General features: G+C 55.0%; 15 protein-coding genes and 2 pseudogenes. 15 read left to right on the forward strand and 2 right to left on the reverse strand.

Translation table 11 applies throughout. From position 1 onward, the window contains the following. Window positions 1-101 precede the first annotated feature (101 nt). Together UC14_RS25585 and UC14_RS25590 are read right to left on the reverse strand one after the other, a co-directional pair. On the reverse strand, window positions 102-2,186 hold the full coding sequence (locus UC14_RS25585) for a bifunctional diguanylate cyclase/phosphodiesterase (RefSeq protein WP_013575708.1): 2,085 nt from the start codon (window positions 2,184-2,186) through the stop codon (window positions 102-104). 424 nt (window positions 2,187-2,610) lie between these two features. Next, window positions 2,611-3,639 carry a LacI family DNA-binding transcriptional regulator gene (locus tag UC14_RS25590; RefSeq protein ID WP_112198691.1) on the reverse strand — a complete coding sequence of 343 codons (1,029 nt, stop codon included), beginning with the start codon at window positions 3,637-3,639 and terminating at the stop codon, window positions 2,611-2,613. 290 nt (window positions 3,640-3,929) lie between these two features. On the opposite strand from UC14_RS25590, the gene ascF reads away from it, so the two are divergent. The 15 genes and pseudogenes from ascF to cobA form a co-directional block, all read left to right on the forward strand. After that, complete coding sequence (ascF, locus tag UC14_RS25595) at window positions 3,930-5,402, forward strand: PTS cellobiose/arbutin/salicin transporter subunit IIBC (protein WP_112152395.1); 1,473 nt, start codon at window positions 3,930-3,932, stop codon at window positions 5,400-5,402. A gap of 20 nt (window positions 5,403-5,422) precedes the next feature. Beyond that, window positions 5,423-6,853 carry a 6-phospho-beta-glucosidase gene (locus tag UC14_RS25600; RefSeq protein ID WP_112198692.1) on the forward strand — a complete coding sequence of 477 codons (1,431 nt, stop codon included), beginning with the start codon at window positions 5,423-5,425 and terminating at the stop codon, window positions 6,851-6,853. A gap of 370 nt (window positions 6,854-7,223) precedes the next feature. Beyond that, window positions 7,224-8,312, forward strand: coding sequence for a cellulase family glycosylhydrolase (locus tag UC14_RS25605; RefSeq protein WP_112198693.1), 1,089 nt, complete (start codon window positions 7,224-7,226; stop codon window positions 8,310-8,312). Window positions 8,313-8,608: 296 nt separating this feature from the next. Further along, entirely contained in the window at window positions 8,609-9,523 is a 915-nt protein-coding gene (locus UC14_RS25610; RefSeq protein WP_112198694.1) for a YafY family protein, read from the forward strand. Window positions 9,524-9,547: 24 nt separating this feature from the next. Further along, a complete protein-coding gene (locus UC14_RS25615) occupies window positions 9,548-10,642 on the forward strand; it encodes a hypothetical protein (protein ID WP_013575702.1) in 1,095 nt (364 codons plus the stop codon). Between the two features lie 67 nt (window positions 10,643-10,709). Then, the gene (locus UC14_RS27235) at window positions 10,710-11,024 is read left to right on the forward strand and encodes a hypothetical protein (RefSeq protein WP_232829740.1); all 315 of its coding nucleotides are present in this window, start codon (window positions 10,710-10,712) and stop codon (window positions 11,022-11,024) included. Continuing rightward, window positions 10,927-12,282: a histidine phosphatase family protein gene (locus UC14_RS25620; RefSeq protein ID WP_232829741.1), complete on the forward strand. Its 1,356-nt coding sequence runs from the start codon at window positions 10,927-10,929 to the stop codon at window positions 12,280-12,282. The genes UC14_RS27235 and UC14_RS25620 overlap by 98 nt, the downstream gene beginning before the upstream one ends. After that, entirely contained in the window at window positions 12,279-12,545 is a 267-nt protein-coding gene (locus tag UC14_RS25625) for a YkgJ family cysteine cluster protein (protein WP_013575700.1), read from the forward strand. The genes UC14_RS25620 and UC14_RS25625 overlap by 4 nt, the downstream gene beginning before the upstream one ends. A 100-nt stretch (window positions 12,546-12,645) precedes the next feature. Then, window positions 12,646-13,863, forward strand: a complete 1,218-nt coding sequence (locus tag UC14_RS25630) for a nitrate regulatory protein (protein WP_013575699.1) — start codon at window positions 12,646-12,648, stop codon at window positions 13,861-13,863. Between the two features lie 282 nt (window positions 13,864-14,145). Continuing rightward, window positions 14,146-15,408: a CmpA/NrtA family ABC transporter substrate-binding protein gene (locus UC14_RS25635; RefSeq protein WP_112198695.1), complete on the forward strand. Its 1,263-nt coding sequence runs from the start codon at window positions 14,146-14,148 to the stop codon at window positions 15,406-15,408. 12 nt (window positions 15,409-15,420) lie between these two features. Next, window positions 15,421-16,335 (forward strand): nitrate ABC transporter permease, encoded by a 915-nt coding sequence (gene ntrB, locus UC14_RS25640; RefSeq protein ID WP_112198696.1) that lies wholly within the window; start codon window positions 15,421-15,423, stop codon window positions 16,333-16,335. 9 nt (window positions 16,336-16,344) lie between these two features. Further along, entirely contained in the window at window positions 16,345-17,142 is a 798-nt protein-coding gene (locus tag UC14_RS25645) for an ABC transporter ATP-binding protein (protein WP_013575696.1), read from the forward strand. 22 nt (window positions 17,143-17,164) lie between these two features. Next, window positions 17,165-21,339, forward strand: a pseudogene (gene nirB / locus UC14_RS25650) (nitrite reductase large subunit NirB). Continuing rightward, window positions 21,336-24,008, forward strand: a complete 2,673-nt coding sequence (locus UC14_RS25655) for a nitrate reductase (RefSeq protein WP_112198697.1) — start codon at window positions 21,336-21,338, stop codon at window positions 24,006-24,008. The pseudogene nirB and the gene UC14_RS25655 overlap by 4 nt, the downstream one beginning before the upstream one ends. Before the next feature lie 26 nt (window positions 24,009-24,034). Then, a pseudogene (gene cobA, locus UC14_RS25660) lies at window positions 24,035-24,694 on the forward strand (uroporphyrinogen-III C-methyltransferase); the annotation flags it as partial. Between the last annotated feature and the right edge of the window lie 29 nt (window positions 24,695-24,723).

Genomic DNA, 24,723 nt, shown 5'->3' on the forward strand with positions numbered 1-24,723 from the left:
CTTCGCAGGGGGAGGAGCTAAAACAATCGTCAGAAATAACAGGCTTATATACCGCTGTTCCCCCGATCATCCCCGGCACAAACCGTGTTTAATACCTATCATCAGAGAGGTGCGAACCCGGTTAGTCGTGACTCTGAGGGTTGAGGGCGCCCGAAGAAATACCCCTGGAACAACGTACAACCTTCTTCTTTCAGACGCCGGAACTGCTCGTCGGTTTCCACACCTTCTGCCGTGGTCTGAATGTCCAGACTGCGGCTCATGCCGGTGATGGCACGGATAATTGCCAGTGCTTCGCGGCTGTCGTGCATGTCGTTAATGAATGACCGGTCTATTTTGATTTTATCGAACGGGAAAGACCGCAGATAACTCAGCGACGAATACCCGGTGCCGAAATCGTCCAGCGCAATCCGCACACCCAGCGATTTCAGTTTCCGCAATGTGCTGATATTGCCAAGCGTGTTATCGAGCAATACCGATTCCGTGATTTCCACTTCCAGACGTGACGGATCCAGCCCTGAGGCTTCCAGCGCTGATTCCACCACCGACAGCAGCCCGCTGTTTTTGAACTGAATCGGTGAAAGGTTAACGGCAACCGTCTGACTGCCTTTCCAGCTTGCGGCTTCGCGGCAGGCTTCGTGCAACGCAAATGAGCCAAGACTGTGGATCAGCCCCGTTTCTTCGGCAATCGGAATGAAATCGACCGGCATGATCAGCCCGTTTTCCGGATGATGCCAGCGCATGAGCGCCTCGTAACCCATTACGGCATCGTGGCGGGCATCAGTGATCGGCTGGTAGTAAAGACGCAACTGATTACAGGTAATGGCGTCGCGTAAGTCCATTTCGACCACCCGGCGTTTGCGCGCGGCGGCATCCATCTCAAGGCGGAAATCTTCATAACGGTTGCGGCCGTTACGTTTGGCTTCATACAGCGCCATGTCCGCACAACGCAGCAATTGATCGGGGGTGTTTTCCGTCGAACCGGCGAGCGCAATACCGATGCTCAGGCCGACGGATAACGAATGGCCATCGATAATGACTGGCGGACGTACTGATTCAATCAGGCGTTTGGAAATCTGGTGCGCGGCAGAAATGTCTTTCAGCCCCGGCAGCACCACGGCAAATTCGTCACCGCCGATGCGTGCCAGCGTGTCGTCATCGCGCAGCGTCATGCGCAGACGTTTGGCTATCGCGCGCAGCAGTTCGTCACCAACCTGATGGCCGAGCGCGTCATTGACGTTCTTGAAGTTATCGAGATCCAGACACAGCGTGGCGGTGTGGCTGTGAGTATAGCTGTCGCGCTGCAAGGCTTCACTGAGACGCTGGCTGAACAGAATGCGGTTCGGCAGACTGGTGAGGTTGTCGTGATGCGCCATGTGGTGAATACGGGCGTGGGCGGCCTGTTGGTCCGTCACGTCATCAGCAATCATCATCACGTAGCTGGTCTGAGGATCGTGCCCGCGGATCACCGAACTGGTGGTCTGCAACGTCCGGTCGCCAATAGCCGTCAGTAATTGCTGCTCGCTGCGGTGCAGGCCTTCTGCGCGCAAACATTCATCCGATTGCTTATTAATAAAGGTGCTCAGTCCGATGCCCATACAATCCTGCGGGCGCTTACCGAGCATTTTGTCGCGGGGAATCCCCAGCAGACGCTCTGCCTGGCGGTTGACCAGCAGAATTTCGCGCGAGACGGCATTCTCGACAATCACCGAGGACGGGATATTGGCGATCACGGTATTGAGGAAATGTGACAGGGACGAGAGCTGCTCGCTGTTGGATTCGGCCAGTTCTTTGGCCTGCAACAGGGCCTTTTCCGTTTCACGACGCTCCGTGACATCACGGGTGATTTTGGCAAATCCGATGATTTCCCCGGCTTCGCGTAAGGCTTCAATAATAATGTGCGCCCAGAAGCGCGAGCCGTCTTTACGCTGTCGCCAGCCTTCGGATTCGTAACGGCCAGTGGAACGCGCCGTTTCCAGCCCGCGTTGCGGCCAGCCGTTTTGTCTGTCTTCTTCGGTGTAAAAACAGGAAAAGTGCTTACCGACAACTTCTTCAGGCGTATAACCTTTCGCCCGCTGCGCACCGGCATTCCAGTTCGCAATATGGCCATCGGGAGTCAGCATATAAATCGCATAGTCTTCTACGCGCTGAACCAGCAATCGATAAAGTACATCAGAATCTTCACTCATATTTTTTGCCTGATAGCTGGCCGTCTCTGCACGGGGTCCGTCCAAATCAGAGTCCGGCTAAATAGTGCGCCTGTTCCCGACGCATTTTTGCTGTGATGTGCCCGTGAAACGTTAGCATAAGAAAATTCTTACTTCGCCAAATTTTGCTTCTAACGTGCTTAAATTTAAGCGTATTTAGCAAAAAGATCGGCCTTAAGTGAAATCTGTTATTTGGGTTTTAACTAACGGGAGTGTTATCGGCAGGGAAGTTCGGGGCTTTAATAAAAAGGCACATAATGTTCATGCGTTACAAGCAGTTAATCAGCATGTAAAAAAGCCGCAACAATGTGCGGCTGAGTCTTTGGCGCTTAAAGATGCTCAGGATTGAAACAACAATCAGGATAAAGCTGAATCCGCTGTGTTTAACGGATAATTTAAACTGCGTTTAGGGAAAGCTGATGGAGGCGCAGGGGCCGTTAATCACCGAATCCCGCAAAATAAGTTCAGACACAAACTTATTCTGTTGGGATAAATAACCGCCATCGAGCATGGAAATAATCTGACTGATGACTTCACTGACCATATCGCTGACCGGATCCTTTACACTCGACAGCGCCGGAATAAGAAACGGCGCGGTCGGGATATTATCAAACCCGATCACCGAAACCTGTGCGGGTACGGCAATACCGGTTTCGTTCAGTTTTTTCATCGCGCCGATCGCCATTTCATCGTTACTGGCCAGAATTGCGCTGAAAGTCTGACCGGTCATCAGCAGGGTTTCCACGGCGGCAGCGCCGCTGGCTGGCGACCATTTTCCCTGCGCAATCAGCGATTCCCTGACCGGCAATCCGGCTGCGGCGAGCGCCTCTTTATAACCCGAAAGACGTTCTATCGCCGTCGGGGAATCCAGGGAACCGGTGATAAACGCAATATTATGGTGACCGTGTTCAATCAGGGTCTGTGTGGCATTAAAACCGGAACCTTTGTGGTCGCAGTAAATACAATGGCTCTGATGTTTGCGCAATTTACGGTTAACCACCATCACCGGTTTTTTATATTTATCGATGATCTCATCCATTTCATCAACGGATAAAAAGCGCGGATAAATAATAATGCCGTCGCAGCGTAAATCATGCAGAAACTGAATGGCTTCCCGTTCTTCTTCGGCGCTGTGTTTGCCATCGATCAGGATCAACTGACGGCCATTGGCGTCGAGTTTTTTTGCCGCCTGAGAAATTAACTCACTGAAATAATTGCCGTTGTACAGCGTGTTGGTCACCACCAGGCCAATGCACATCGACTTGCTGGTCGCCAGATTGCGCGCCAGTAAATTTGGCCGGTATCCCGCTTCCTCAATGGCTTTAAATACCTGATCTTTCGTTTCCTGGCTCACATAACCTTTACCGGAAAGTACACGGGAAACGGTGGCTTTGGAGACGCCCGCTTTATTAGCCACTTCCTGCATTGTCGACATCAGGGCTTCCTGAAAGTGAAAAATGATGCGTCATTCTACACATTTCAGCCGTTTTACGATGTTTTTGGCATAACAGAACGGCAGTGAGAGATCGTCATCACAAAAATAAAACAACGTTGCATTTTTTTATTGAAGTTACAGATGGAACTGAACATTCTCGTATGAAACCGGTTACCTATCGTTTCACAGCCTTTCATAAAAAAAGCATAACGTTCATAAAAAGTGGTTTCACAGGAGCCAGGGCTTCTGAAAAACATTCATAACCCTATGAATCTGAGAGAGTTGTACACATGTCTAAAAATTTTGCAGCAATATCACAATCGATTGTGGATGCCATCGGCGGCGCACAGAACGTTGCGGCAGTGACACACTGCATGACGCGCCTGCGCTTTGTGCTGAATGACGAATCTGTTGTTGATGCCGCCACACTGAAAGCCATTACCGGCGTGATGGGCGTGGTGCGCAACGAAAAACAGTGCCAGGTGATCATCGGTAACAACGTTTCTCAGGCGTACGCTGAAGTGCTGAAACTGCTGCCGGAAGGCTTCTCAGCCAGTGACGACAGCGCTGCACCGGCGAAAAATAAAATCACCCTGAAACGTATCGGCTCCGGCATTCTGGATGCGCTGATCGGCACCATGTCGCCGCTGATCCCGGCCATTATCGGTGGTTCAATGGTGAAACTGCTGGCGATGATCCTGGATATGACCGGCGTGTTCGACAAGGGCGCTTCCACGCTGGTGATCCTCAATACCATCGGCGACGGTGCGTTCTTCTTCCTGCCGGTGATGGTGGCGGCGTCGGCAGCGGTGAAATTTAAAACCAATATGTCGCTGGCGATTGCGATTGCCGGGATCCTTGTCCATCCGGCGTTTATCGATTTAATGGCGAAAGCGGCACAGGGGCAGAAAGTCGAATTTATCGGCATTTCCGTCACGGCGGTGAAATACACCTACACCGTTATTCCGGCGCTGTGCATGACCTGGCTGCTGTCTTACATTGAAAAATGGGTCGATCGCATTACACCGGTTGTCACTAAAAACTTCCTCAAACCGATGCTGATTATGCTGATTGCCGCACCGATCGCCATCATGCTGATTGGTCCGCTGGGCATCTGGATCGGTACCGGGATTTCAGCGGTGGTGTATACCGTTCACAGTTATCTGGGCTGGCTTTCTGTCGCCATTATGGGCGCGGCCTGGCCGCTGCTGGTGATGACCGGCATGCACCGCGTATTCACGCCAACCATTATTCAGACCATCGCAGAAACCGGCAAAGAGGGCATGGTGATGCCGTCCGAAATTGGCGCGAACCTGTCACTGGGCGGTTCTTCACTGGCGGTCGCGTGGCGTACCAAAAACCCGGAACTGCGTCAGACTGCGCTGGCCGCAGCGGCTTCAGCGATTGTCGCCGGGATTTCCGAACCCGCCTTGTACGGCGTGGCGCTGCGGCTGAAACGTCCGCTGATCGCCTGCTTAATCAGCGGCTTTATTTGCGGTGGCGTGGCGGGATTAGGCGGACTCGCCAGCCATTCGATGGCGTCGCCGGGGCTGTTTACCAGCGTGCAGTTCTTCGACCCGTCGAATCCGATGAGCATTGTCTGGGTGGTGGGCGTGATGGTCCTCGCGGTGGTGATCTCCTTCTTCACTACCTTGCTGCTCGGATTTGAAGATATTCCGGTGGAAACCGTGGCGCCAAAAAATACAGCGCCGGAATCAACGGCTTCCGCCGCCTTTGCGGTTTCGCAAAGCGCAGTTAAATAAATTAAAGGAGAGGATTTTACATGTCAGCATCAGCATTTCCTGAAGGTTTTTTATGGGGCGGCGCGATTGCCGCAAACCAGGCCGAAGGCGGCAGTTTCGAAGGAGGCAAAGGGCTGACCACGGTAGATATGATCCCGCATGGCGCGCACCGTCTGGCGGTAAAAACCGGTCAGGAAAAACGTTTCTCCCTGAAAGACGACGAGTTTTATCCGGCGCATCAGGCGATTGATTTCTACCATCGGTACAAAGAAGACATCGCGCTGATGGCAGAAATGGGCTTTACCGTGTTCCGCACCTCGATTGCCTGGAGCCGTCTTTATCCCAATGGTGATGAGCAGGTGCCGAACGAGGAAGGTATCGCGTTTTACCGTGGCGTATTTGCGGAATGCAAAAAGTACGGCATCGAACCGCTGGTGACGCTGTGCCATTTTGATGTGCCGATGCATCTGGTCATCGAATACGGCTCGTGGCGTAACCGCAAAATGGTGGAGTTTTTCGCCCGCTATGCGCGTACCTGTTTTGAAGCGTTCGACGGGCTGGTGAAATACTGGCTGACCTTCAACGAAATTAACATCCTGCTGCACAGCCCGTTCTCCGGTGCCGGTTTAGTCTTTGAAGAGGGCGAAAATCAGGAGCAGGTGAAATATCAGGCGGCGCACCATGAGCTGGTGGCCAGTGCTTTAGCGACAAAAATTGCCCATGAAGTGAACCCGGAGAATCAGGTCGGTTGTATGCTGGCTGGCGGAAATTTCTATCCGCAAACCTGTAAACCGGCTGATGTCTGGGCGGCCCTGCAAAAAGACCGCGAGAACCTGTTCTTCATCGATGTGCAGGCGCGTGGCGAATATCCGTCATATACCCGCCGCGTCTTTGCCGAAAAGGGCGTTAACGTCGTGACTGAGCCGGGCGATGACGGCATCCTGAAAAACACCGTCGATTTTGTCTCGTTCAGTTACTACGCGTCGCGTTGTGCGTCAGCAGACATGAACGACAACAACAGCAGCGCGGCGAATATTGTTAAATCGCTGAAAAATCCGTACATCGAGGCCAGCGAATGGGGCTGGGGCATCGATCCGCTCGGTCTGCGCATCACCATGAACATGATGTACGACCGCTATCAGAAGCCGTTATTTCTGGTCGAAAACGGCCTCGGCGCGAAAGATGAAATCAACGCGCAGGGCGAAATCAACGACGATTACCGCATCAGCTATCTGCGTGAGCACATCCGCGCGATGGGTGAAGCGATCACCGATGGCGTTCCGCTGATCGGCTACACCTCATGGGGGTGTATCGATCTTGTCTCCGCCTCGACCGGTGAAATGAGCAAGCGCTACGGCTTCGTTTATGTCGACCGCGACGATGCCGGTAATGGCACGCTGGAAAGAAAGAGAAAGAAATCGTTCTGGTGGTACAAGAAAGTGATTGCCAGTAACGGGGGGGATCTGGGCTAATGCCGTAACGGGGGAATATCCGCAGACCGGGTATTCCCCGTTACCGGAAGGTATTAATTAATCATTTCATTTACTGAAGTTATTTTCGTCATTATTTATTATAGTTTTAACGTTATTATTTCCTGTAACAAACATGCAATATAATTATCCCATTGCATCCACTCTGCTATTTTTTTCTCCTTCTCCATTAATTCTATTTTAATTTCACCCTCTGTCACGCGGGGGAATTTGCCTGTTGGCTCAGCAAATTAGGCAAAAAGAGTGTGATCTTAATTGCAGAACCTGAGCATGCAAATTGCAGCTATTGTTCGCAGGTAATAAAAAGCAGCGAATAATATGAGTTAATGCATTTTAACATCAGGAGTGATGAATGAAAAAGCAATGGAGCAGGGAACAGGCGGCTGCGTGGAGTGAGCAACAGGGCTGGATTTGCGGATTTAATTATCTGCCGCGCACGGCGGTTAACTGGACCGAACTGTGGCAGCGTGAAACTTTTGATGCGCCGGTGATTGATCAGGAACTCGGCTGGGCACAGGAAGCGGGTTATAACCAGTTGCGTATCAATCTGCCGTTTATCGTCTGGCAGGCCGATCGCGACGGTTTGCTGGCGCGCATCGATCAGTTTCTCAGTATTGCCCGTCGTCATGACATCAGGGTCATGCTCACGCTGATGGACGATTGCGGATTCTCCGGCGATGAGCCGTTCCTCGGGCCGCAAAAAGCACCGGAACCGGGCAAACATAACAGTCAGGCGGCTGCCAGTCCGGGGCGGGATGTGGTTTGCAACCGCGATATGTGGCCGGAGGTGGAGATTTATGTGCGCGACATCATCCGTCATTTCCGCACCGACGACCGTATTGCCATCTGGGATTTGTACAACGAACCGGGTAACCGTGGCACGTTCGCCACCGGACTGGAAGAAACGATGTATGACGAAAAACTGGAAGGGTTTGCGCTGGAACTGATGCATAAGGCATTTGTCTGGGCGCGCGGGGAAGATCCCGTCCAGCCGCTGACCGTCGGTGCCTGGCATTGTTCACAGGATCCGGACCAGCCGGAAAGCGAGTTTTTCACCCATCCTATTGATGTGGCGGCGGCTGAACTTTCTGACGTCATCAGTTTTCACGCGTATGTCGCGACGCCGAAACTTTTACAGACACTGCGTTTCTGGCAGAAATTCAACCGCCCGATGTTATGTACCGAATGGCTGGCGCGCCATGTCGGCAGCGTGTTTGAGGAGCAACTGCCGCTGTTCAGCGCGTTCAATGCGGGCTGTTATCAGTGGGGATTAGTGCGCGGTAAAACCCAGACCACGCTGCCCTGGCCCTCGGTGCGCAAGGGCAATCACGATTATGCCCATTTATGGTTTCACGATGTGCTCGACGAATACGGCATTCCGTTCCGGCGCGCCGAAATGGATCTGGTCCGCCGTTTAACACGCATTAAGAGTACAGGTTGATTATTCAGGTTTTGACATGCTGAATTATTATGCTGCTGAAACAGCATTATGTTTCCATGTTACAGGCCGAAATTTGAAAGAAAAGGCGTCCGTTGGCATCCGGGAAACTGCGTGCTGACGGACTTTTTTTTACTTCATTAAGTTGTTCATATTTTTTCGTGATGAATTCCCCTAAAAATTTAAGTTTTGTCAAAAACGGGCGATAAAAGAGAAATACCGAATGGGTGACTGACAAACCCTGTCAGTGAGTTATGGATAATCACCACATCACCTCACTGTAGCTTTAGGATTAAACGATGGCGCGTCGCGTAAAGTGCCGCTCGGCGGAGCGGCTGGTTGATATATTAACGGAGCTACACCTGAATGGCGTTGTTAAACGCAATTCGCTTATGGAGAAATTCTCAATCACTGAACGGACGGTCTATCGTGATTTGAATGCACTGTCGACGGTCATTGAGCACTGTGGCGAAGGTGAATACCGGCTTTCATCCGCTCTGCAATCGACACAAACGGAAAATTTGCATCATTCGCTGGCAAAATTTTTGCAGGCTGACAGTTACTTCCCCGAACGTGGAAGTGATTTTTGGCAGTATCTCGATGCCCGATTGAACGAAAAACATATCAGCATTCGGAATGCCAGCCCTGAACATACGTTAAAGGCCGATCTTCGTCGTCATTTCCCGGCCATCGAGAAAGCCATCAGACAGCGGAATCTCTGTAAACTGACCTATAAAGGTAAAGACCGGGAACTCCACCCGTACCGGCTTATCAATCAGCACAATATCTGGTATTTACAGGCGACAGATAAAGGGAAGCTGAAATCTTTTTCACTGAGTCAGATCGAGTGGCTGGATATTAAAAAAGAAACCTTTATTCCCGATATTACGGTAATGGCTTTACTGGAAAGCAGTCAGGATCCCTGGATTAGCCGGGAAGGCTTTGACGTGAAACTTCATGTGAAAGGACGCCATGCTCATTATTTCAAAAGACGTGACTTACTGCCTGAACAGAAAATGCTTCAGGATGACGGAAATGGTGTTGTCGTGAGTTGCCGGGCTGCGCATGAAAATCAAATATTACCGCTGATACTTTTCTGGTTGCCGGAGATAGAAATTCTTGAACCTTTCTGGCTCAGGGATGCGCTTTTCCGTTTATTAAAAGGCTACCTGTCCTCAGCTGAAAAATCCTTACTGCCCGCAGAGGCAAAATAATTTAAATAACAATGGAGATGTATTATGGCAATTCCTCTAATCATTTTAGGTGCCGCAGCAATTGCAACTGCCGTCGGCGGTAAAAAAGCGTACAAAGGCTATCAGGACAAATCTGAAGCCAATGAGATCCTTGAGGGGGCTAAAAATCGCTATGACAGTCGCAAGAAAGCCTTCGATATCGTCAATGATGACGCTTCCCGCAAACTTGAACGCCTGGGTAAAAAAGAATTAAGAATTGGCGAGGAATTCCGCGAGTTTGACACCATAGCTAAAGAACTTTTGGCAAAAATGGAGCAAGACGGCCATACCCAGTTGCGTCTGGAAATACCACAGCATCGTTTAAACAAGATTGAGAAGCTGGCTATTTCGGCGACCGAATATCTCGGAACTGTTGTGGGGGCCGGAACATCAGGTGCAGCGGCCGGATTCGCTGTTTACAGTGGTGTCGTGGCGTTTGCGGCGGCCTCCACCGGCACACCTATCGCAGCACTCTCAGGTGCAGCAGCCTATAATGCCACGATGGCTGCCATTGGCGGAGGCTCGCTGGCGGCAGGCGGTTGGGGTATGGCCGGTGGGGCGATGGTATTGGGCGGCGCGGTGGTTGCACCCATCCTGATGATCGCCGGCTGGGCTTATGCGGCACATGCGGAGAAAGCACTGGAAAATGCACAGGATGTCGCCCGTCAGGTGAGATCTGCCGTAGATAAAATGAATCTGGCCGAGTCGCATCTTAAAGTGGTGAATAAATATGTTGATTCTATTTATACTTCCTTGTCTCAGCTTCACACCCTTTTTGCGACCTATTTCACCCCGCTGAAAGAAATGCATCAGAAAATTCTCGAGCGTCGTAATAACAATATTCAGGATGCTATTGAAGACTCTGAAGAATGTCTGCGTATGATTGAGAATGGTTACATGCTGGCGGCTATTATGACTGATGTCATTACCACGCCGTTATTTAAACCAGTGACCAATGAAAAAAATGAAGCTGTTATTGAGAACGGTGTCGTGCAATTGCAGACCGATACGGATGGGATCAACGTGCTGAATAAACACGCACTGGATAAGGCGTTGGCTAAATCCGAAGTGGATAGCGCGAAATATACCTTAAAAGCTTAAAACTGACCGGGCCTGCGTGCCCGGTATTTTTCAGAGTGGCTATTTATACAACAGGTGGCATTATCCTATGGCGACGCAGGAAATAGATTGGGGAAAGGAATTACATGAGACTGTGGTGAAAAGTCTCGCAACATCATTTGGCCTTGATTTTCTGCTGCTTAAAGATCAGGACGGCGGTGATGTTAATACGATTCAAAATGTCCGAAAGGGGATTTACGCTACTGAAGAAGAACGCACGCGGTATGAAAACCGTGCAGCCTATGATCCTGATGTCTACCATCAACATGCAAACTATAAAAAAAAACAACGCCAGCGTCAGTGCGCAGCGCAAAGCCGGGACATTAACGGACAGCTACACGGGCGAAACGCTAAAGCCCAATGACAAGGTGCATCTTGACCATATTATTGCCGCCAACGAAATTCATCATGATGCGGGTCGGATCTTGTCAGAACTGAACGGAGCCGATCTGGCCAATGATGACAGCAATCTGACGCCGACCGGAGCAACGCTAAACACCTCTAAAAAAGCACTGCCGATGTCGGATTTCGTGAAAAAATTGCAAAAGGAATATCAGGTTAATCAGCAGGAAATCGCGACCTTAAAAAGTCAGCCGGTGCTGACGGAGAAACAGCAGAAGCGCCTGCAAAGTCTGGAAAATAAGTCTAAAGCAGATTTTGAACGGATGCAGAAAGCAGATGAAAAAGCACGGGGGCGTTATGAATCAGAAGTCAACCTCAGCTATTACACCAGCAGCAAATTTGCCCTGAATGTCGCCAGTGCGTCGTTATCAACCGGATTGCGGATGGGAAGCCGTCAGATGCTGGGGCTTATCCTCGCAGAGGTCTGGTTTGAAGTTCACGAACGCATCCCTTCCCTCTATGCCCGCCAGCGTAAACGCTTTGATGCCAGAGAATTCCTGGGTGATATCGGTGAAACATTGGTCGCCGCATGGGAACGGGTAAAAGCAAAATTTCGTGATTTTCTCACGGCCTTTAAAGACGGCGTATTGGGTGGCGTGCTGTCGGCTATCACCACGACGTTGTTTAACATTGTTTTCACTACGAAAAAGATGCTGGTCAGATTGATCCGCGAGATGTGGAATAATCTGGTTCAGGCATTCAAAATCATGGTGTTCAATCCGGATAATCTGCCGCCAGGCCAGCAGGCCAAAGCGGCGAGTCGCGTGATAGCCGCGGGAATTGCCGTCGTAACGGGTGTGCTGATTAATGAATATCTGGCGAGTGTATTTCTGTTCCCGTTCGGCCCTGAACTTGCTGCATTTTGCAGCGCACTGGCGACGGGGATCCTCACGCTGACCATGAATTATTTTCTGGAAAGCAGTGCTCTGATGCAAAAACTATGGGCATTCCTCGACAGATTCAAGGATAAATATCAGAAAGCGGTAGACTATTTCCAGAATGTGAATGCGGAGCTTGATCGTTATATTCTGGAATTAACCCGGATTGAGTTTGCTATGGATGCGGATGAACTTGCCGCATTTACCGGACATTTAGGGTTGATCAATGATGAAATTTGCCGCGGATTGCTGCTGAAAGCAGAGGCGGAGAAACGCAATATCAGCCTGCCTTTTGAGGCCGGAAATGCACAATCCACCCGAAGCTGGCTGAGTTCTTTATGAGTCTGACGCCATCTTTTCCCTGTAATCAGTGCGGTGCCTGTTGCCGCCATGTTCATCGGGCAGAGGAAACGCGCTATCTCGATCGCGGTGACGGTGCCTGCCGTCACTACGATGATACCCGCCGCCAATGTAAGGTTTATGACCAGCGCCCGCTGATATGTCAGGTCGAAAAACAGTTTTTACTGAATTATCAGCAGCAATATAGCTGGCCTGAATTTATCGAACTCAACCAGATAGCCTGCCGCGTACTTGAGACGTTGTAATCATCAATACGCGCGGGGACAGGCTACCTGCACCGGTATTTCATCTCCGGCACACTTCTTGCTTAACCTGATCAACCTCTGTCTGATATCAGGTTCCTCCATGTCCCTTTCTGCCCTTAGTTTCGTACTGGCATCGAAAAAAAGTGAAATCATCTGCCTGCAACAACTGCTGGAGATGGGCAAGCTGGTCGGCGCGGTCAGCCAGCTGATCCATGTGCTGCAACGTGAGCGGGGCACGGCGAACATCTATTTATGTTCGCACGGCGAACTGTGGGCGGAACAACTGAGTGAGCGGGCGTTACAGGTTCAGATGGCGGAACAGGCGGTGGACCAGCAGTTGCTTGCGCGGGATCTTAACGGACAGAGCATGGGCAATGCGCCGCGTCTGTTCAGCCGTATCGCTGCCGTCTTACACAGCCTCAGCACATTGCCGGTGCTGCGCCGTCAGGTGCGGGCGCTGGATATCAGCCAGCCGGAAGCCATGCGTCAGTACAGCGAGGTTATCCGCACGCACCTGGCGCTGGTATTTGAAGCCGCCGATATTTCGGGTGACCCGTCCATTTCACGGGCGTTACTGGCGATGTTTAGCTTTATGCAGGGTAAGGAACTGGCCGGGCAGGAGCGTGCATCAGGCGCTGCAGGGTTTGCCGCGCGGCACTTCGATGACGTGACGCATCAGTTGCTTTTAGATCTGATCGAAGGTCAGGAGCGGTGTTTTCAAACCTTCAGGGAATTTGCCGATGTCCGCTGTCTGGCGCTGTGGCAACAACAACTGAGCGCCGACAGCAGCGAGTTCGAGCGCCTGCGCCGGATTGCCTGCACCCGAACCACCCCGGCAGATGACGGCCCGGATGCTGCGCTGCGCTGGTTTGAGGTGACCACGGTGCGTATTGACGGCATGAAAGTGGTGGAAGATTTACTGGAAGACATTCTGATGGAGTGCTGCCGTGAGCGGATCCGCGAAGCGCAGGCGTCGCTTGCCCTTCAGCAGCAAGATATCGGAGAAATGCCGCAGCAGGAGTCGCATTATTCGGCGCTGATGCCGCCGCAGCTCAGCCGTTGCGTACTGGAGCTGGTCGAGCAGCAATCCCGTCAGTTACAGGCGCTCGATGCCGAACTGGCCGGGCTTCGCGCCACGCTGGCTGAGCGAAAACTGGTGGAACGCGCCAAAGGGTTGCTCATGCAACACCACGGCCTGACCGAACCGCAGGCGCATAAAACTCTGCGTGATATGGCGATGAACCAGAACAAGAAGCTGTCGGAGATTGCCGAAGCGATGCTTGCGGTGTCGGCTGTATTAGGGAAGAAAGGCGACTAATCCCTAAGGAGTATCTGCACTGTCCGTGTGCCATTGTGATGTGCACTGCGTGCTGTGGCGGTGCACCAGGCGGTCAGGCGAGTGCGGGAAATGCGCTAACCGGCTGATTTTATTGCGATGCACGAAGTTGGCATACAAGCTGCATTGTTTTACAACATAAGGACTAAACCAATGGCGGTTTAGTCAGGATTACGGATAAAGGCGTCCGTCAGCGTTCAGGAAACTGAGCGCTGACAGGACGCTTTTTTTTTTGCTCATTTTTCAACATTACAGGAAGCCGCAATGACGCAAGACGATAAAAAAACTCCGGGGCAATTCTCCCGCCGCCGCTTTATTGCCGGCAGTGCGGTGCTGGGCGGCAGCATGATGATGCCGGGCTTTATGAACGGCGTCTGGGCGGCCGGTTCAGATGCGCCCGAGAAAAAAGAAATCCGCGTCGGGTTTATTCCGCTGACCGATTGTTCGTCCGTGGTGATGGCGGCAGTGAAAAAGTTTGATGAGAAGTACGGCATCAAAATTATCCCCAGCAAGGAATCAAGCTGGGCGTCGGTACGCGACAAACTGGTGTCCGGTGAACTCGATGCCGCGCATGTGCTTTACGGGCTGGTGTATGGCCTGCAACTGGGTGTGTCCGGCCCGCAGCATGACATGGCGATGTTGATGTCGCTCAACAATAACGGGCAGGCGATCACGCTTTCAAATCAGCTGAAACAGGCCGGTGTCACCGATGCGGCTTCGCTGAAAAAAATGGTCGATGCCCGCGCCAAAGGCACCTACACCTTTGCGCAGACATTCCCCACCGGCACGCATGCCATGTGGCTGTATTACTGGCTGGCGAACGCCGGTATTCACCCGTTTAACGATGTGCGCAACGTGGTCGTACCGCCGCCGCAAATGGTGGTGAACATGAAGATCGGCAACATGAGCGGTTACTGCGTCGGTGAACCCTGGAACCAGCGCGCCATACAGGACGATATCGGTTTCACCGCCGCCACGTCACAGGAGATCTGGCCGGATCATCCGGAAAAAATTCTCGGAACGACGTCAGCCTGGGTCGCAGCCAATCCGAATGCCGCCCGTGCGCTGACCGCCGCCGTGCTTGATGCCTCACGCTGGATTGACACCTCCGATGCCAACCGCATCGAAACCGCGCAGGTCGTCGCCGCCCGCGCCTACATCAATACGCCGGTGGCAACGATTCAGGGGCGGATGCTCGGTGATTACGAAAACGGACTGGGCAAAAAGTGGAAAGATGCCCACAGCATGCGCTTCTTCAACGACGGCGCAGTCAACTACCCGTATCTCTCCGACGGCATGTGGTTCCTGACCCAGCACAAACGCTGGGGATTGCTGGACAAAGATCCGGACTATCTGGCGGTGGCCAAAAAAATCAACCGCATTGACGTCTACAAACAGGCGGCGACGGCGGTCGGCGGCATCAACCTGCCGTCCGGGGATATGCGCAGCAGCACGCTGATGGACGGGAAAGTCTGGGACGGCAGTAATCCTGCTGAATACGCCAACAGTTTTGCCATGAAACGCTAAGTGAGGTCGCCGATGTCCATGAATTCAAAACCTAATGTTATCGCGCTGACCGAACCGGTGAGTGCAGAAATTGTACCGATCGCCCCGGTAACGCAGAACGCCGCGCCGCCGGTCCGCGCCGCCAAAACGGCTTACCTCGCCCGGTTGCGCGTGGTGATGCACCGCGTGTTGCAAAAAGCCATTCCGGCATTGCTGGGCGCCATCGTCGTGATCGCGCTGTGGCAGATTGCCGCGCTCAGCAGTAAAGGGTTTCCGACGCCGCTGAAAACCTGGGAAGCGGCCAAAGTGATTTTCGCCGATCCGTTTTACATCGCCGGACCGAACGACATGGGCATTGGCTGGAACGTACTGGCATCGCTCAAACGTGTGGCGATGGGCTTCGGGCTGGCGGCACTGATCGGCATTCCTGCCGGATTCCTGATCGGGCGTTTCAGTTTTATCGCCAGCATGCTCAATCCGATCATTTCATTGCTGCGGCCGGTCAGTCCGCTGGCGTGGTTACCCATCGGTTTACTGCTGTTCCAGCGCGCGGAACCCGCCTCGGCGTGGACCATTTTTATCTGCTCGATCTGGCCGATGATCCTCAATACGGCTGAGGGCGTAATGCGTATTCCGCAGGACTATCTCAACGTCGCGCGGGTGCTGAAACTCAGCGAATTCACCGTGATGCGCAAGATCCTGTTTCCGGCGGTACTGCCTTACATCCTCACCGGTGTGCGTCTGTCGATTGGTATCGCCTGGCTGGTGATTGTTGCGGCCGAAATGCTCACCGGCGGTGTCGGGATTGGTTTCTGGATCTGGAACGAATGGAACAACCTCAACGTGGAAAACATCATTATCGCCATCCTGCTGATTGGCGTGGTGGGCATGGTGCTGGAGCAGGGGCTGATGGCCATTGCCCGCCGATTCAGTTACGACAACCGTTAGGAGCCTGAGATGAAAAACGACAAAGCCATTATCCGCGTGCAGAACGTCAGCCAGAGTTTCCCGACCGCGAAAGGGCAGTTTCTGGCGCTCGACAACGTCAGCTTTGATATTGCGCAGGGCGAAACGGTCAGCCTGATTGGTCATTCAGGTTGCGGAAAATCCACCTTACTGAATCTGATTGCCGGGCTGAGTCGCCCGACGGAAGGCGTGTTGCTGTGTGATAACCAGGAAATCACCGGCCCCGGCCCGGAACGCGGCGTGGTGTTTCAGAACCATTCACTGCTGCCGTGGCTGACCACTTTTGAGAACGTGGCGCTGGCGGTGAATCAGGTATTTAAAGGGGTGATGAGTAAAAGTGAAATGCGTGACTGGATTTCGCACAACCTCGACCTGGTGCACATGGGGCATGCGGCTGACAAACGTCCGGGTGAGATTTCCGGCGGAATGAAACAGCGGGTGGGCATCGCCCGTGCGCTGGCGATGAAACCGAAAGTGTTGCTGATGGATGAACCTTTCGGCGCGCTCGATGCGTTAACCCGTGCACATTTGCAGGATGCGGTGATGGAGATTCAGTCGCGCCTGAAAACCACGATTTTGCTGATTACACACGACGTGGACGAAGCGGTATTGCTTTCAGATCGCGTAATGATGATGACCAACGGCCCGGCAGCGAAAGTCGGCGACGTGTTGCAGGTAGAACTGGCGCGTCCGCGCTCACGGCTGGCGCTGGCGAACGATCACCTGTTCCACCAGTACCGTCAGCAGGTGCTGCAGTTCCTGTATGAAAAACACCGGTCAGTTGCCTGATTCAGTAGGCGGGATAAGCACAATGGATAAACCCACTCTGATAGTGATTGGCAACGGAATGGCGGGCGTGCGGCTGGTGGAACGGCTGTGCGAGCGTGCGCCGGAGCGTTACCGCATTGTGATCATCGGCGAAGAAAAACAGCCTGCGTATAACCGCATTCTGCTCACGCCGGTGCTCGCCGGTGAAAAACAGTTCGATGACATCGTGACTCATGATGCGCAGTGGTACAAACGTCACAACGTCACGTTTATCGCCGGTGCGGCGGCGACAGAAATTGACCGCACTGCCCGCAGGGTGCGGGCTGGCGGGCAGATGTTTGACTATCACCATCTGGTGCTCGCCACCGGTTCGCGGCCTTTTATGCTGCCGGTGCCGGGCGCACAACTGCGCGGTATTCACGGTTTCCGTCAGCAGCAGGATGTGGAAAACATCCTCTGCGGAGATTACGCCGGACAGCCGGCCGTGGTGGTGGGCGGCGGCGTATTAGGCGTGGAAGCCGCTGCCGCACTGGCGCTGCGGGGCATGCAGGTCAGCCTGTTGCATCGCGGCAACCATCTGATGGACAGCCAGCTCGATGAACATAGTGCAGAACTGCTTCGCGCCAGCCTCGCCACGCGCGGCATTACGTCCATTTTACAGGCGCAGACCGTGGCCTATGCCGGTGACCCTGCCGGGAATGTACGGGCGGTGAGGCTCAGCGACGGGCGTGAAATTCCCGCGCAACGCGTGGTGGTAGCTGCCGGTGTCCGGCCCGATATTGCCCTGGCGCAGGCCGCCGGACTGGACTGTGATCGCGGCATTCTGGTCAGCGACACGCTGCAAACCTCCGACCCGGCTATTTCGGCCATCGGCGAATGTTGTCAGCAGGGGGAACTGACCGCCGGTCTGGTCGCGCCGTGCTGGCAACAGGCTGAGGCGCTGGCGGCCCGTCTGGCCGGTGCACCGGTGGTCTCTCCGGTGATGCACAGGGTGCCGCTGCGCCTGAAAGTGACCGGCATTGACGTGTTCTGTGCCGGTGAACTGCACGGCGGCGACGGCGCACAAATTCACACGGTATCTGACCCGGTTGACGGTCATTACCGCCGCCTGTTGCTGCGTGATAACCGGCTCACCGGCGTGTTGCTGTGGGGTGATATCAGCGACGGGCCGGAATATTTCGCCCGCATCAGCCATCCCGCCAACTGCCAGACGCCATTGAGCATATTCAGCCCCGGCGATGAACCGGCCATTAAATCAGAACAGTTACCCGCCGAGGTAACGAGGAGCACTGCAATGTCGAAACCCGTATTAGTCATGGCCGGACACGGCATGGTTGGCCACCATTTTCTGCAACAACTGGTCGAGCGTGAACTGCATCTGCAATATCAGGTAATTGTGTTTGCGGAAGAAAAATCACCGGCCTACGACCGGGTGCATTTGTCCGAGTTTTTCTCCGGTCGCAGCGCGGAGTCGCTGTCGGTCGTAGAAGAGGGTTTCTTTGCGTCGACCGGCATTGAACTGCGCCTCGGGCACAGCATCGGTCATATCGATACCCGTCACCGTTTTGTGGTCGATCATCAGGGGCGGCAGACGGCTTACGATTTGCTGGTGCTGGCGACCGGTTCTTATCCGTTTGTCCCGCCAATTCCGGGCAACGATGCGCCGGGCTGCCTGGTTTACCGCACGCTGGACGATCTGGCGGCGATTCAGGCCTGCGCTGCCACCGGCAAAACCGGTGTGGTGGTGGGGGGCGGTTTGCTGGGGCTGGAAGCCGCAAACGCCCTGAAACATCTCGGGCTGCAAACGCATGTGGTGGAATTCGCCCCACGGCTGATGGGCGTTCAGCTTGATGAAGGCGGTGCGGCGATGCTGCGCCGTAAAATTGAAGCGCTGGATGTGCAGGTCCATACCGGCAAAGAAACCCGCGCTATCGTGGCCGGAGAAGCCAGTCGTTATCGCATGGAGTTTGCCGACGGCGGTCATCTCGAGACCGATCTGGTGCTGTTCTCCGCCGGTATCCGTCCGCGGGATCAGCTGGCAAAAGAGTGCGGGCTGGAGGTCGGGCCGCGTGGCGGTATCGTGATTAACGATCAGTGTCGTACCTCTGATCCGGCCATTTTTGCTATCGGTGAATGTGCCTTGTGGAACGGGCAGATTTTCGGTCTGGTCGCCCCCGGCTATCAGATGGCGCGCACGCTGGCCGATACGCTTTCCGGCAGCGAGGTGGCGTTTAAAGGCGCGGACATGAGCACCAAACTGAAACTGCTGGGCGTAGAAGTGGCCTCAGTCGGCGATGCACATGGCCGCACGCCGGGCAGTCAGAGTTATAGCTGGGTCGACGGTCCGGCGGAAGTGTACAAAAAAATCGTGGTCTCGCAGGACGGCAAACGCCTGCTCGGCGCGGTGCTGGTCGGCGACAGCAACGAATACAGCACGCTTTTGCAGATGATGCTTAACGATATGCCGCTGCCCGCCAGTCCGGAAAACCTGATCCTGCCCGCCAGCGCCGGTGCAGCGCCACAAACGCTGGGCGTCGCGGCATTGCCGGACGGTGCGCAAATCTGTTCCTGCCATAACGTCAGCAAATCAGATATCTGTGACGCGGTGAAGGGCGGTTGCGGCGATATGGCGGCGGTCAAAGCCTGCACTAAGGCGGCGACAGGCTGCGGCGGCTGTGCAGCGCTGACCAAACAGGTGATGGAGTTCGCACTCACCGAAATGGGCGTTGAAGTGAAAAAAGACGTGTGCGAGCACTTTGCTTATTCCCGTCAGGAAATTTATCACCTGGTGCGCATGGGCAATATCCGCAGCTTTGCCGAACTGATTCAGAAACACGGTCACGGCAGCGGCTGTGAAATCTGCAAGCCGCTGGCGGGATCCATTCTGGCGTCCTGCTGGAACGATTACCTGCTCAAACCGCAGCATTTGCCGTTGCAGGACACCAACGATCGTTATTTCGCCAATATTCAAAAAGACGGTACCTATTCCGTGGTGCCGCGCATTCCGGCTGGTGAAATCACGCCTGACGGGCTGATCGCCATCGGTCTGGTCGCCAAACGCTACAACCTCTACACTAAAATTACCGGCGGGCAACGGGTGGATTTATTCGGCGCCCGCCTCGAACAACTGCCGGAAATCTGGCAGCAACTGGTGGACGCCGGTTTTGAAACCGGTCATGCCTACGGCAAATCGCTGCGCACGGTGAAATCCTGTGTCGGCTCAAGCTGGTGCCGCTACGGTGTACAGGATTCCACCGGCCTGGCGCTGCAACTGGAGAACCGCTACAAGGGGCTGCGCTCCCCGCACAAAATCAAAATGGCGGTCTCGGGTTGTACCCGTGAATGCGCCGAAGCACAAAGCAAAGACGTGGGCGTGATTGCCACCGAAAAGGGCTGGAACCTGTACGTGTGCGGCAACGGCGGCATGAAACCGCGCCACGCTGATTTACTGGTGCAGGACATGAGCACGGAAGATCTGATCCGCACCGTAGACCGCTTTCTGATGTTTTACATCCGTACCGCTGACCGCCTGCAACGTACCAGCACCTGGATGGATAATCTCGAGGGCGGCATGGATTACCTGCGTCAGGTGGTGCTGGAAGACAGTCTGCACATCGGCGCAGAACTGGAAAGTGAGATGAACGCGGTGGTCGGCACGTACCAGTGCGAATGGCAAACCACGCTGGCAGATCCGGACCGCTGGCGCTGTTCCGTCCGTTCGTCAACAGCAGCGAGCCGGATGAAGCGGTGGTGATGGTGACGGAGCGACAGCAGGTTCGCCCCGCGACGTCGCAGGAACGCGCCGGTATTTCCGTCAGCGCCGTTTCTCAGCCGGTGATGGCGGTGCAGGGCTGGGTGGAGTTGTGCGATCTCAGCGCCATTCCGGCCAATGCCGGTATGGCGGCGCGGCTGGCTAACCGGCAGATTGCGCTGTTCCATTTGCCGGAGCATCCGCAGCAGGTTTTCGCGCTGAGTAACCATGAGCCGGACAGCGATGCCAATGTGCTGGCACGCGGGCTGGTGGGCGATGTGAAAGGCGAGCCGGTGGTGATTTCGCCGCTGTACAAACAGCGTTTCCGTTTACACGACGGGCGCAGCGTGGACGACGCGCAACTGGCGCTGAGCGTCTGGCCGGTGAAAGTCGAAAATGGCCGTGTCTGGGTGCAGGAACAGCCGGGGGTGAAAACCGCTGAAACCATTGCGACGGTCAGCGTATGAAAAGACCTCCGGCAACAGCACCGGCGCTGACCACCTGCGCTTACTGCGGCGTGGGATGTGGCGTCAGCATGGAAACGCAGGCCGGGGGTGTCAGCGCCCGTGGAGATCAAACGCATCCGGCTAATCACGGACGACTGTGCGTAAAAGGCAGCGCGCTGGGAGAAACGCTGGGGTTGCAGGGGCGGTTGTTACAGCCGGAAATCGACCGCCAGCCGGTAAGCTGGACGCGGGCGCTTGATACGGTCGCGCAGCGGTTACAGGCGGTGATCGACGAACAGGGGCCGCAGGCTGTTGCGTTTTACGGTTCCGGCCAGTTGCTGACTGAAGATTATTATGTCGCCAATAAACTGATGAAAGGCTTTATCGGCGCGGGAAATATGGATACCAATTCGCGGCTGTGCATGGCCTCTGCCGTGGTGGGTTACAAACGCGCGTTCGGGGCCGACGCGGTGCCGTGCAGTTATCAGGATCTGGAACGGGCCGACTGCGTCTTGCTGACCGGTTCGAATACGGCATGGGCACATCCGGTGGTGTATCAGCGGCTGGCGCAGGCCAAAAAGGACCGGCCGGAGATGCGCATTATTGTTATCGATCCGCGCCAGACCGCCACCTGTGATATCGCCGATTTGCACCTGGCGTTACGCCCCGGCAGTGACGCGGCGCTGTTCTGCGGTGCGCTGAACGCGATAGCGGAGAGCGGAAAACTCGACACCGCTTTCCTGCAACGCCATACACAGGGGGCTGAAGACGCATTGCGGGCGGCACGGGACTGGACAGTGGCGCGTACCGCCGCGTATTGCGGATTGCCTGTGGATCAGTTGCTGGCGTTTTATCAGATGTTGGGCGACAGCCAGCGGCTGGTGACGCTGTATTCGATGGGGATCAATCAGTCCGGTTCCGGCGTGGATAAATGCAACGCCATTATTAACCTGCATCTGGCGACCGGCCATATCGGGCGCGAGGGGTGCGGACCGTTTTCAATCACTGGCCAGCCGAACGCGATGGGCGGACGGGAAGTCGGCGGACTGGCGAATCAGCTGGCGTCGCACATGGGCTTTACGCCGGAAGATATCAGCCGCGTGGGGCGGTTCTGGCAGAGTGACAACGTCACACAATCAGCCGGGCTGAACGCCGTGGAGTTGTTCCGCGCGGTGGAAGAAGGCCGGATAAAAGCGGTGTGGATCATGGGCACCAATCCGCTGGTGTCGCTGCCGGATGCCGACCGGGTACGGGCCGGACTGGCGAGCTGCCCGCTGGTGATCGTCTCCGACATTATGCGCGACACTGATACCACCCGTGCCGCGCATATCTGCCTGCCCGCGCTGGGCTGGGGCGAGAAAAACGGTACCGTGACCAATTCTGAACGTTGTATTTCACGCCAGCGGGCGTTTCTGCCTGCACCGGGTGAGGCGAAACCGGACTGGTGGATCCTCAGTCAGGTCGCGCAGCGTTTAGGGTTTGCAGAGGCATTTTCGTATCAGCATCCGGCAGAAATTTTCCGCGAACATGCTGCGCTTTCCGGTTTTGAAAATCACGGTTCGCGGGCGTTTGATATCAGCGGGCTGGCGCAGCTTTCGGATGAGGAGTGGGACACCCTGCAGCCTGTGCAGTGGCCGGTGAATGCCGCCAATCCGCAGGGCACGGCGCGGCTGTTTACGGATAACCGGTTCTTTCACCCTGACGGCAAAGCGAAACTGATCGCCATCACGCCAAGGCTGCCGGTAAATTCGCCGAATGCGGCGTATCCGCTGATCATGAATACCGGCAGGGTACGCGACCAGTGGCACACGATGACGCGCACCGGTAAGTCAGCGCGTCTGATGCAGCACATCAGCGAGCCGTTTTGTCAGTTTCATCCTGATGACGCGCCGCAGATCCAGCCCGGTGATCTGGTACGCGTTGCCTCCTCGCACGGCTGGTTGTTGCTGCGCGCCCAACCCGACAATCTGCAACCGCGCGGCAGCGTGTTTGTGCCGATGCACTGGAACAGCCGGTTCAGCCAGCAGGCGCGGGTCGATGCACTGATTGAAGCGCATGTTGATCCGCTGTCGGGACAGCCGGAAAGCAAACATATGCCGGTCAGCCTGAGCCGCTGGCCTGCCGCGTGGCAGGCCGAACTGTTTGTGCGTGGTGAAAATATTACGCCACCGGTGACCACTTACTGGAGCCTGATCACCCAGCCGGGTGTGACCCACTTTACACTGGCCGACTCTTCGCTACCGGCAGACTGGATGGCGTGGCTGAAGGAGTCTTACGCCACGGACAACCTGCTCTGCCAGACCGCGCAACTGGGCGATGACGGTTTCAGCCTGCTGGCCTGGTCTGACGGCGCGTTACAACTGGCGTTCTATGCCCGCCGCAGGCCGCCGTCACCTGACCGGCAGGCGGTGCTGGCGGCATTCACCACACCGCCGCACACGGCGCAACAGCGTCTGGCGTTGCTGGCAGGCCGTGCAGGCCGTGATAAAGCGCCCGCCGGTGCCATCATTTGTAGCTGTTATTCCGTGGGGGAAATCCCGATCACTGAAGCCGTCCGCCAGGGATGTCACAGCGTGCAACAGCTTGGCGAAAAACTCAAATGCGGCACAAATTGCGGCTCATGCATTCCTGAACTCAAAAAAATCATTGCCGGTCAGCTCGCCACGCTGACGGCGGGAGACAGCCAATGAACAACATTCCCGAAAGAACATTACAGATGCAGCAGATCGCGCAAATTCTGGTGGGTGCCCACCGGCTTAATCCGGTGTGTCGCGGTGAAGTCTGGCTGGTCGGCGCGGGGCCGGGGGATGTCGAGCTGCTGACCCTGAAAGCGCTGCGCGTGATCCAGCAGGCGGATGTGGTGGTGTTTGACCGGCTGGTGTCTGAGCCGGTGATGGCGCTGATCCCGGGCGCGGCGCTGCGCATTGATGCCGGTAAATCGACGCGCAATCACACGCTGGGACAGGAGGAAATTAATCAGTTGCTGGTCAGTCTGGCGCTGGCCGGGCATCGCGTGGTGCGCCTCAAAGGGGGGGATCCGTTTGTGTTCGGTCGCGGCGGCGAGGAGATGGCACATTGCCAGCAGCACGGCGTAAGGTGCCACATCGTGCCCGGCATCACGGCGGCGATGGGGTGTGCGGCATCCACGGGTATTCCGCTGACCCACCGCAGTCTGGCGCAGTCAGTAAGGTTTGTGACAGGTCACGGGGCACAGGGAGAGCCGGATGTTGACTGGCGGGCGCTGGGCGAAGCGCGTCAGACGCTGGTGTTTTATATGGGCATTGCCAACAGCGAAACCATCAGCCACCAGCTGATGGCGCATGGCTTACCGGGGACGACCCCGGTCGCAGTCATTGAGCGTGGCACCCGGCCGGAATCAGCTGGGTGCTGACCGGCAGGCTGGAA

It is taken from the genome of Rahnella sp. NRRL B-41462, assembly GCF_003263525.1.
In the GTDB taxonomy this organism is placed as follows: domain Bacteria; phylum Pseudomonadota; class Gammaproteobacteria; order Enterobacterales; family Enterobacteriaceae; genus Rahnella; species Rahnella aceris.

Bases quoted from the DNA above. Each gene is read 5' to 3' on its own strand.
- UC14_RS25600 (WP_112198692.1), top strand. From the start codon at position 5,423: ATGTCAGCATCAGCATTTCCTGAAGGTTTTTTATGGGGCGGCGCGATT.
- UC14_RS25635 (WP_112198695.1), top strand. From the start codon at position 14,146: ATGACGCAAGACGATAAAAAAACTCCGGGGCAATTCTCCCGCCGCCGC.
- ntrB (WP_112198696.1), top strand. From the start codon at position 15,421: ATGTCCATGAATTCAAAACCTAATGTTATCGCGCTGACCGAACCGGTG.
- UC14_RS27235 (WP_232829740.1), top strand. From the start codon at position 10,710: ATGGCGACGCAGGAAATAGATTGGGGAAAGGAATTACATGAGACTGTG.
- ascF (WP_112152395.1), top strand. From the start codon at position 3,930: ATGTCTAAAAATTTTGCAGCAATATCACAATCGATTGTGGATGCCATC.
- UC14_RS25610 (WP_112198694.1), top strand. From the start codon at position 8,609: ATGGCGCGTCGCGTAAAGTGCCGCTCGGCGGAGCGGCTGGTTGATATA.
- UC14_RS25585 (WP_013575708.1), bottom strand. From the start codon at position 2,186: ATGAGTGAAGATTCTGATGTACTTTATCGATTGCTGGTTCAGCGCGTA.
- UC14_RS25655 (WP_112198697.1), top strand. From the start codon at position 21,336: ATGAAAAGACCTCCGGCAACAGCACCGGCGCTGACCACCTGCGCTTAC.
- UC14_RS25630 (WP_013575699.1), top strand. From the start codon at position 12,646: ATGTCCCTTTCTGCCCTTAGTTTCGTACTGGCATCGAAAAAAAGTGAA.
- UC14_RS25615 (WP_013575702.1), top strand. From the start codon at position 9,548: ATGGCAATTCCTCTAATCATTTTAGGTGCCGCAGCAATTGCAACTGCC.
- UC14_RS25645 (WP_013575696.1), top strand. From the start codon at position 16,345: ATGAAAAACGACAAAGCCATTATCCGCGTGCAGAACGTCAGCCAGAGT.
- UC14_RS25620 (WP_232829741.1), top strand. From the start codon at position 10,927: ATGCAAACTATAAAAAAAAACAACGCCAGCGTCAGTGCGCAGCGCAAA.
- UC14_RS25625 (WP_013575700.1), top strand. From the start codon at position 12,279: ATGAGTCTGACGCCATCTTTTCCCTGTAATCAGTGCGGTGCCTGTTGC.
- UC14_RS25590 (WP_112198691.1), bottom strand. From the start codon at position 3,639: ATGTCGACAATGCAGGAAGTGGCTAATAAAGCGGGCGTCTCCAAAGCC.
- UC14_RS25605 (WP_112198693.1), top strand. From the start codon at position 7,224: ATGAAAAAGCAATGGAGCAGGGAACAGGCGGCTGCGTGGAGTGAGCAA.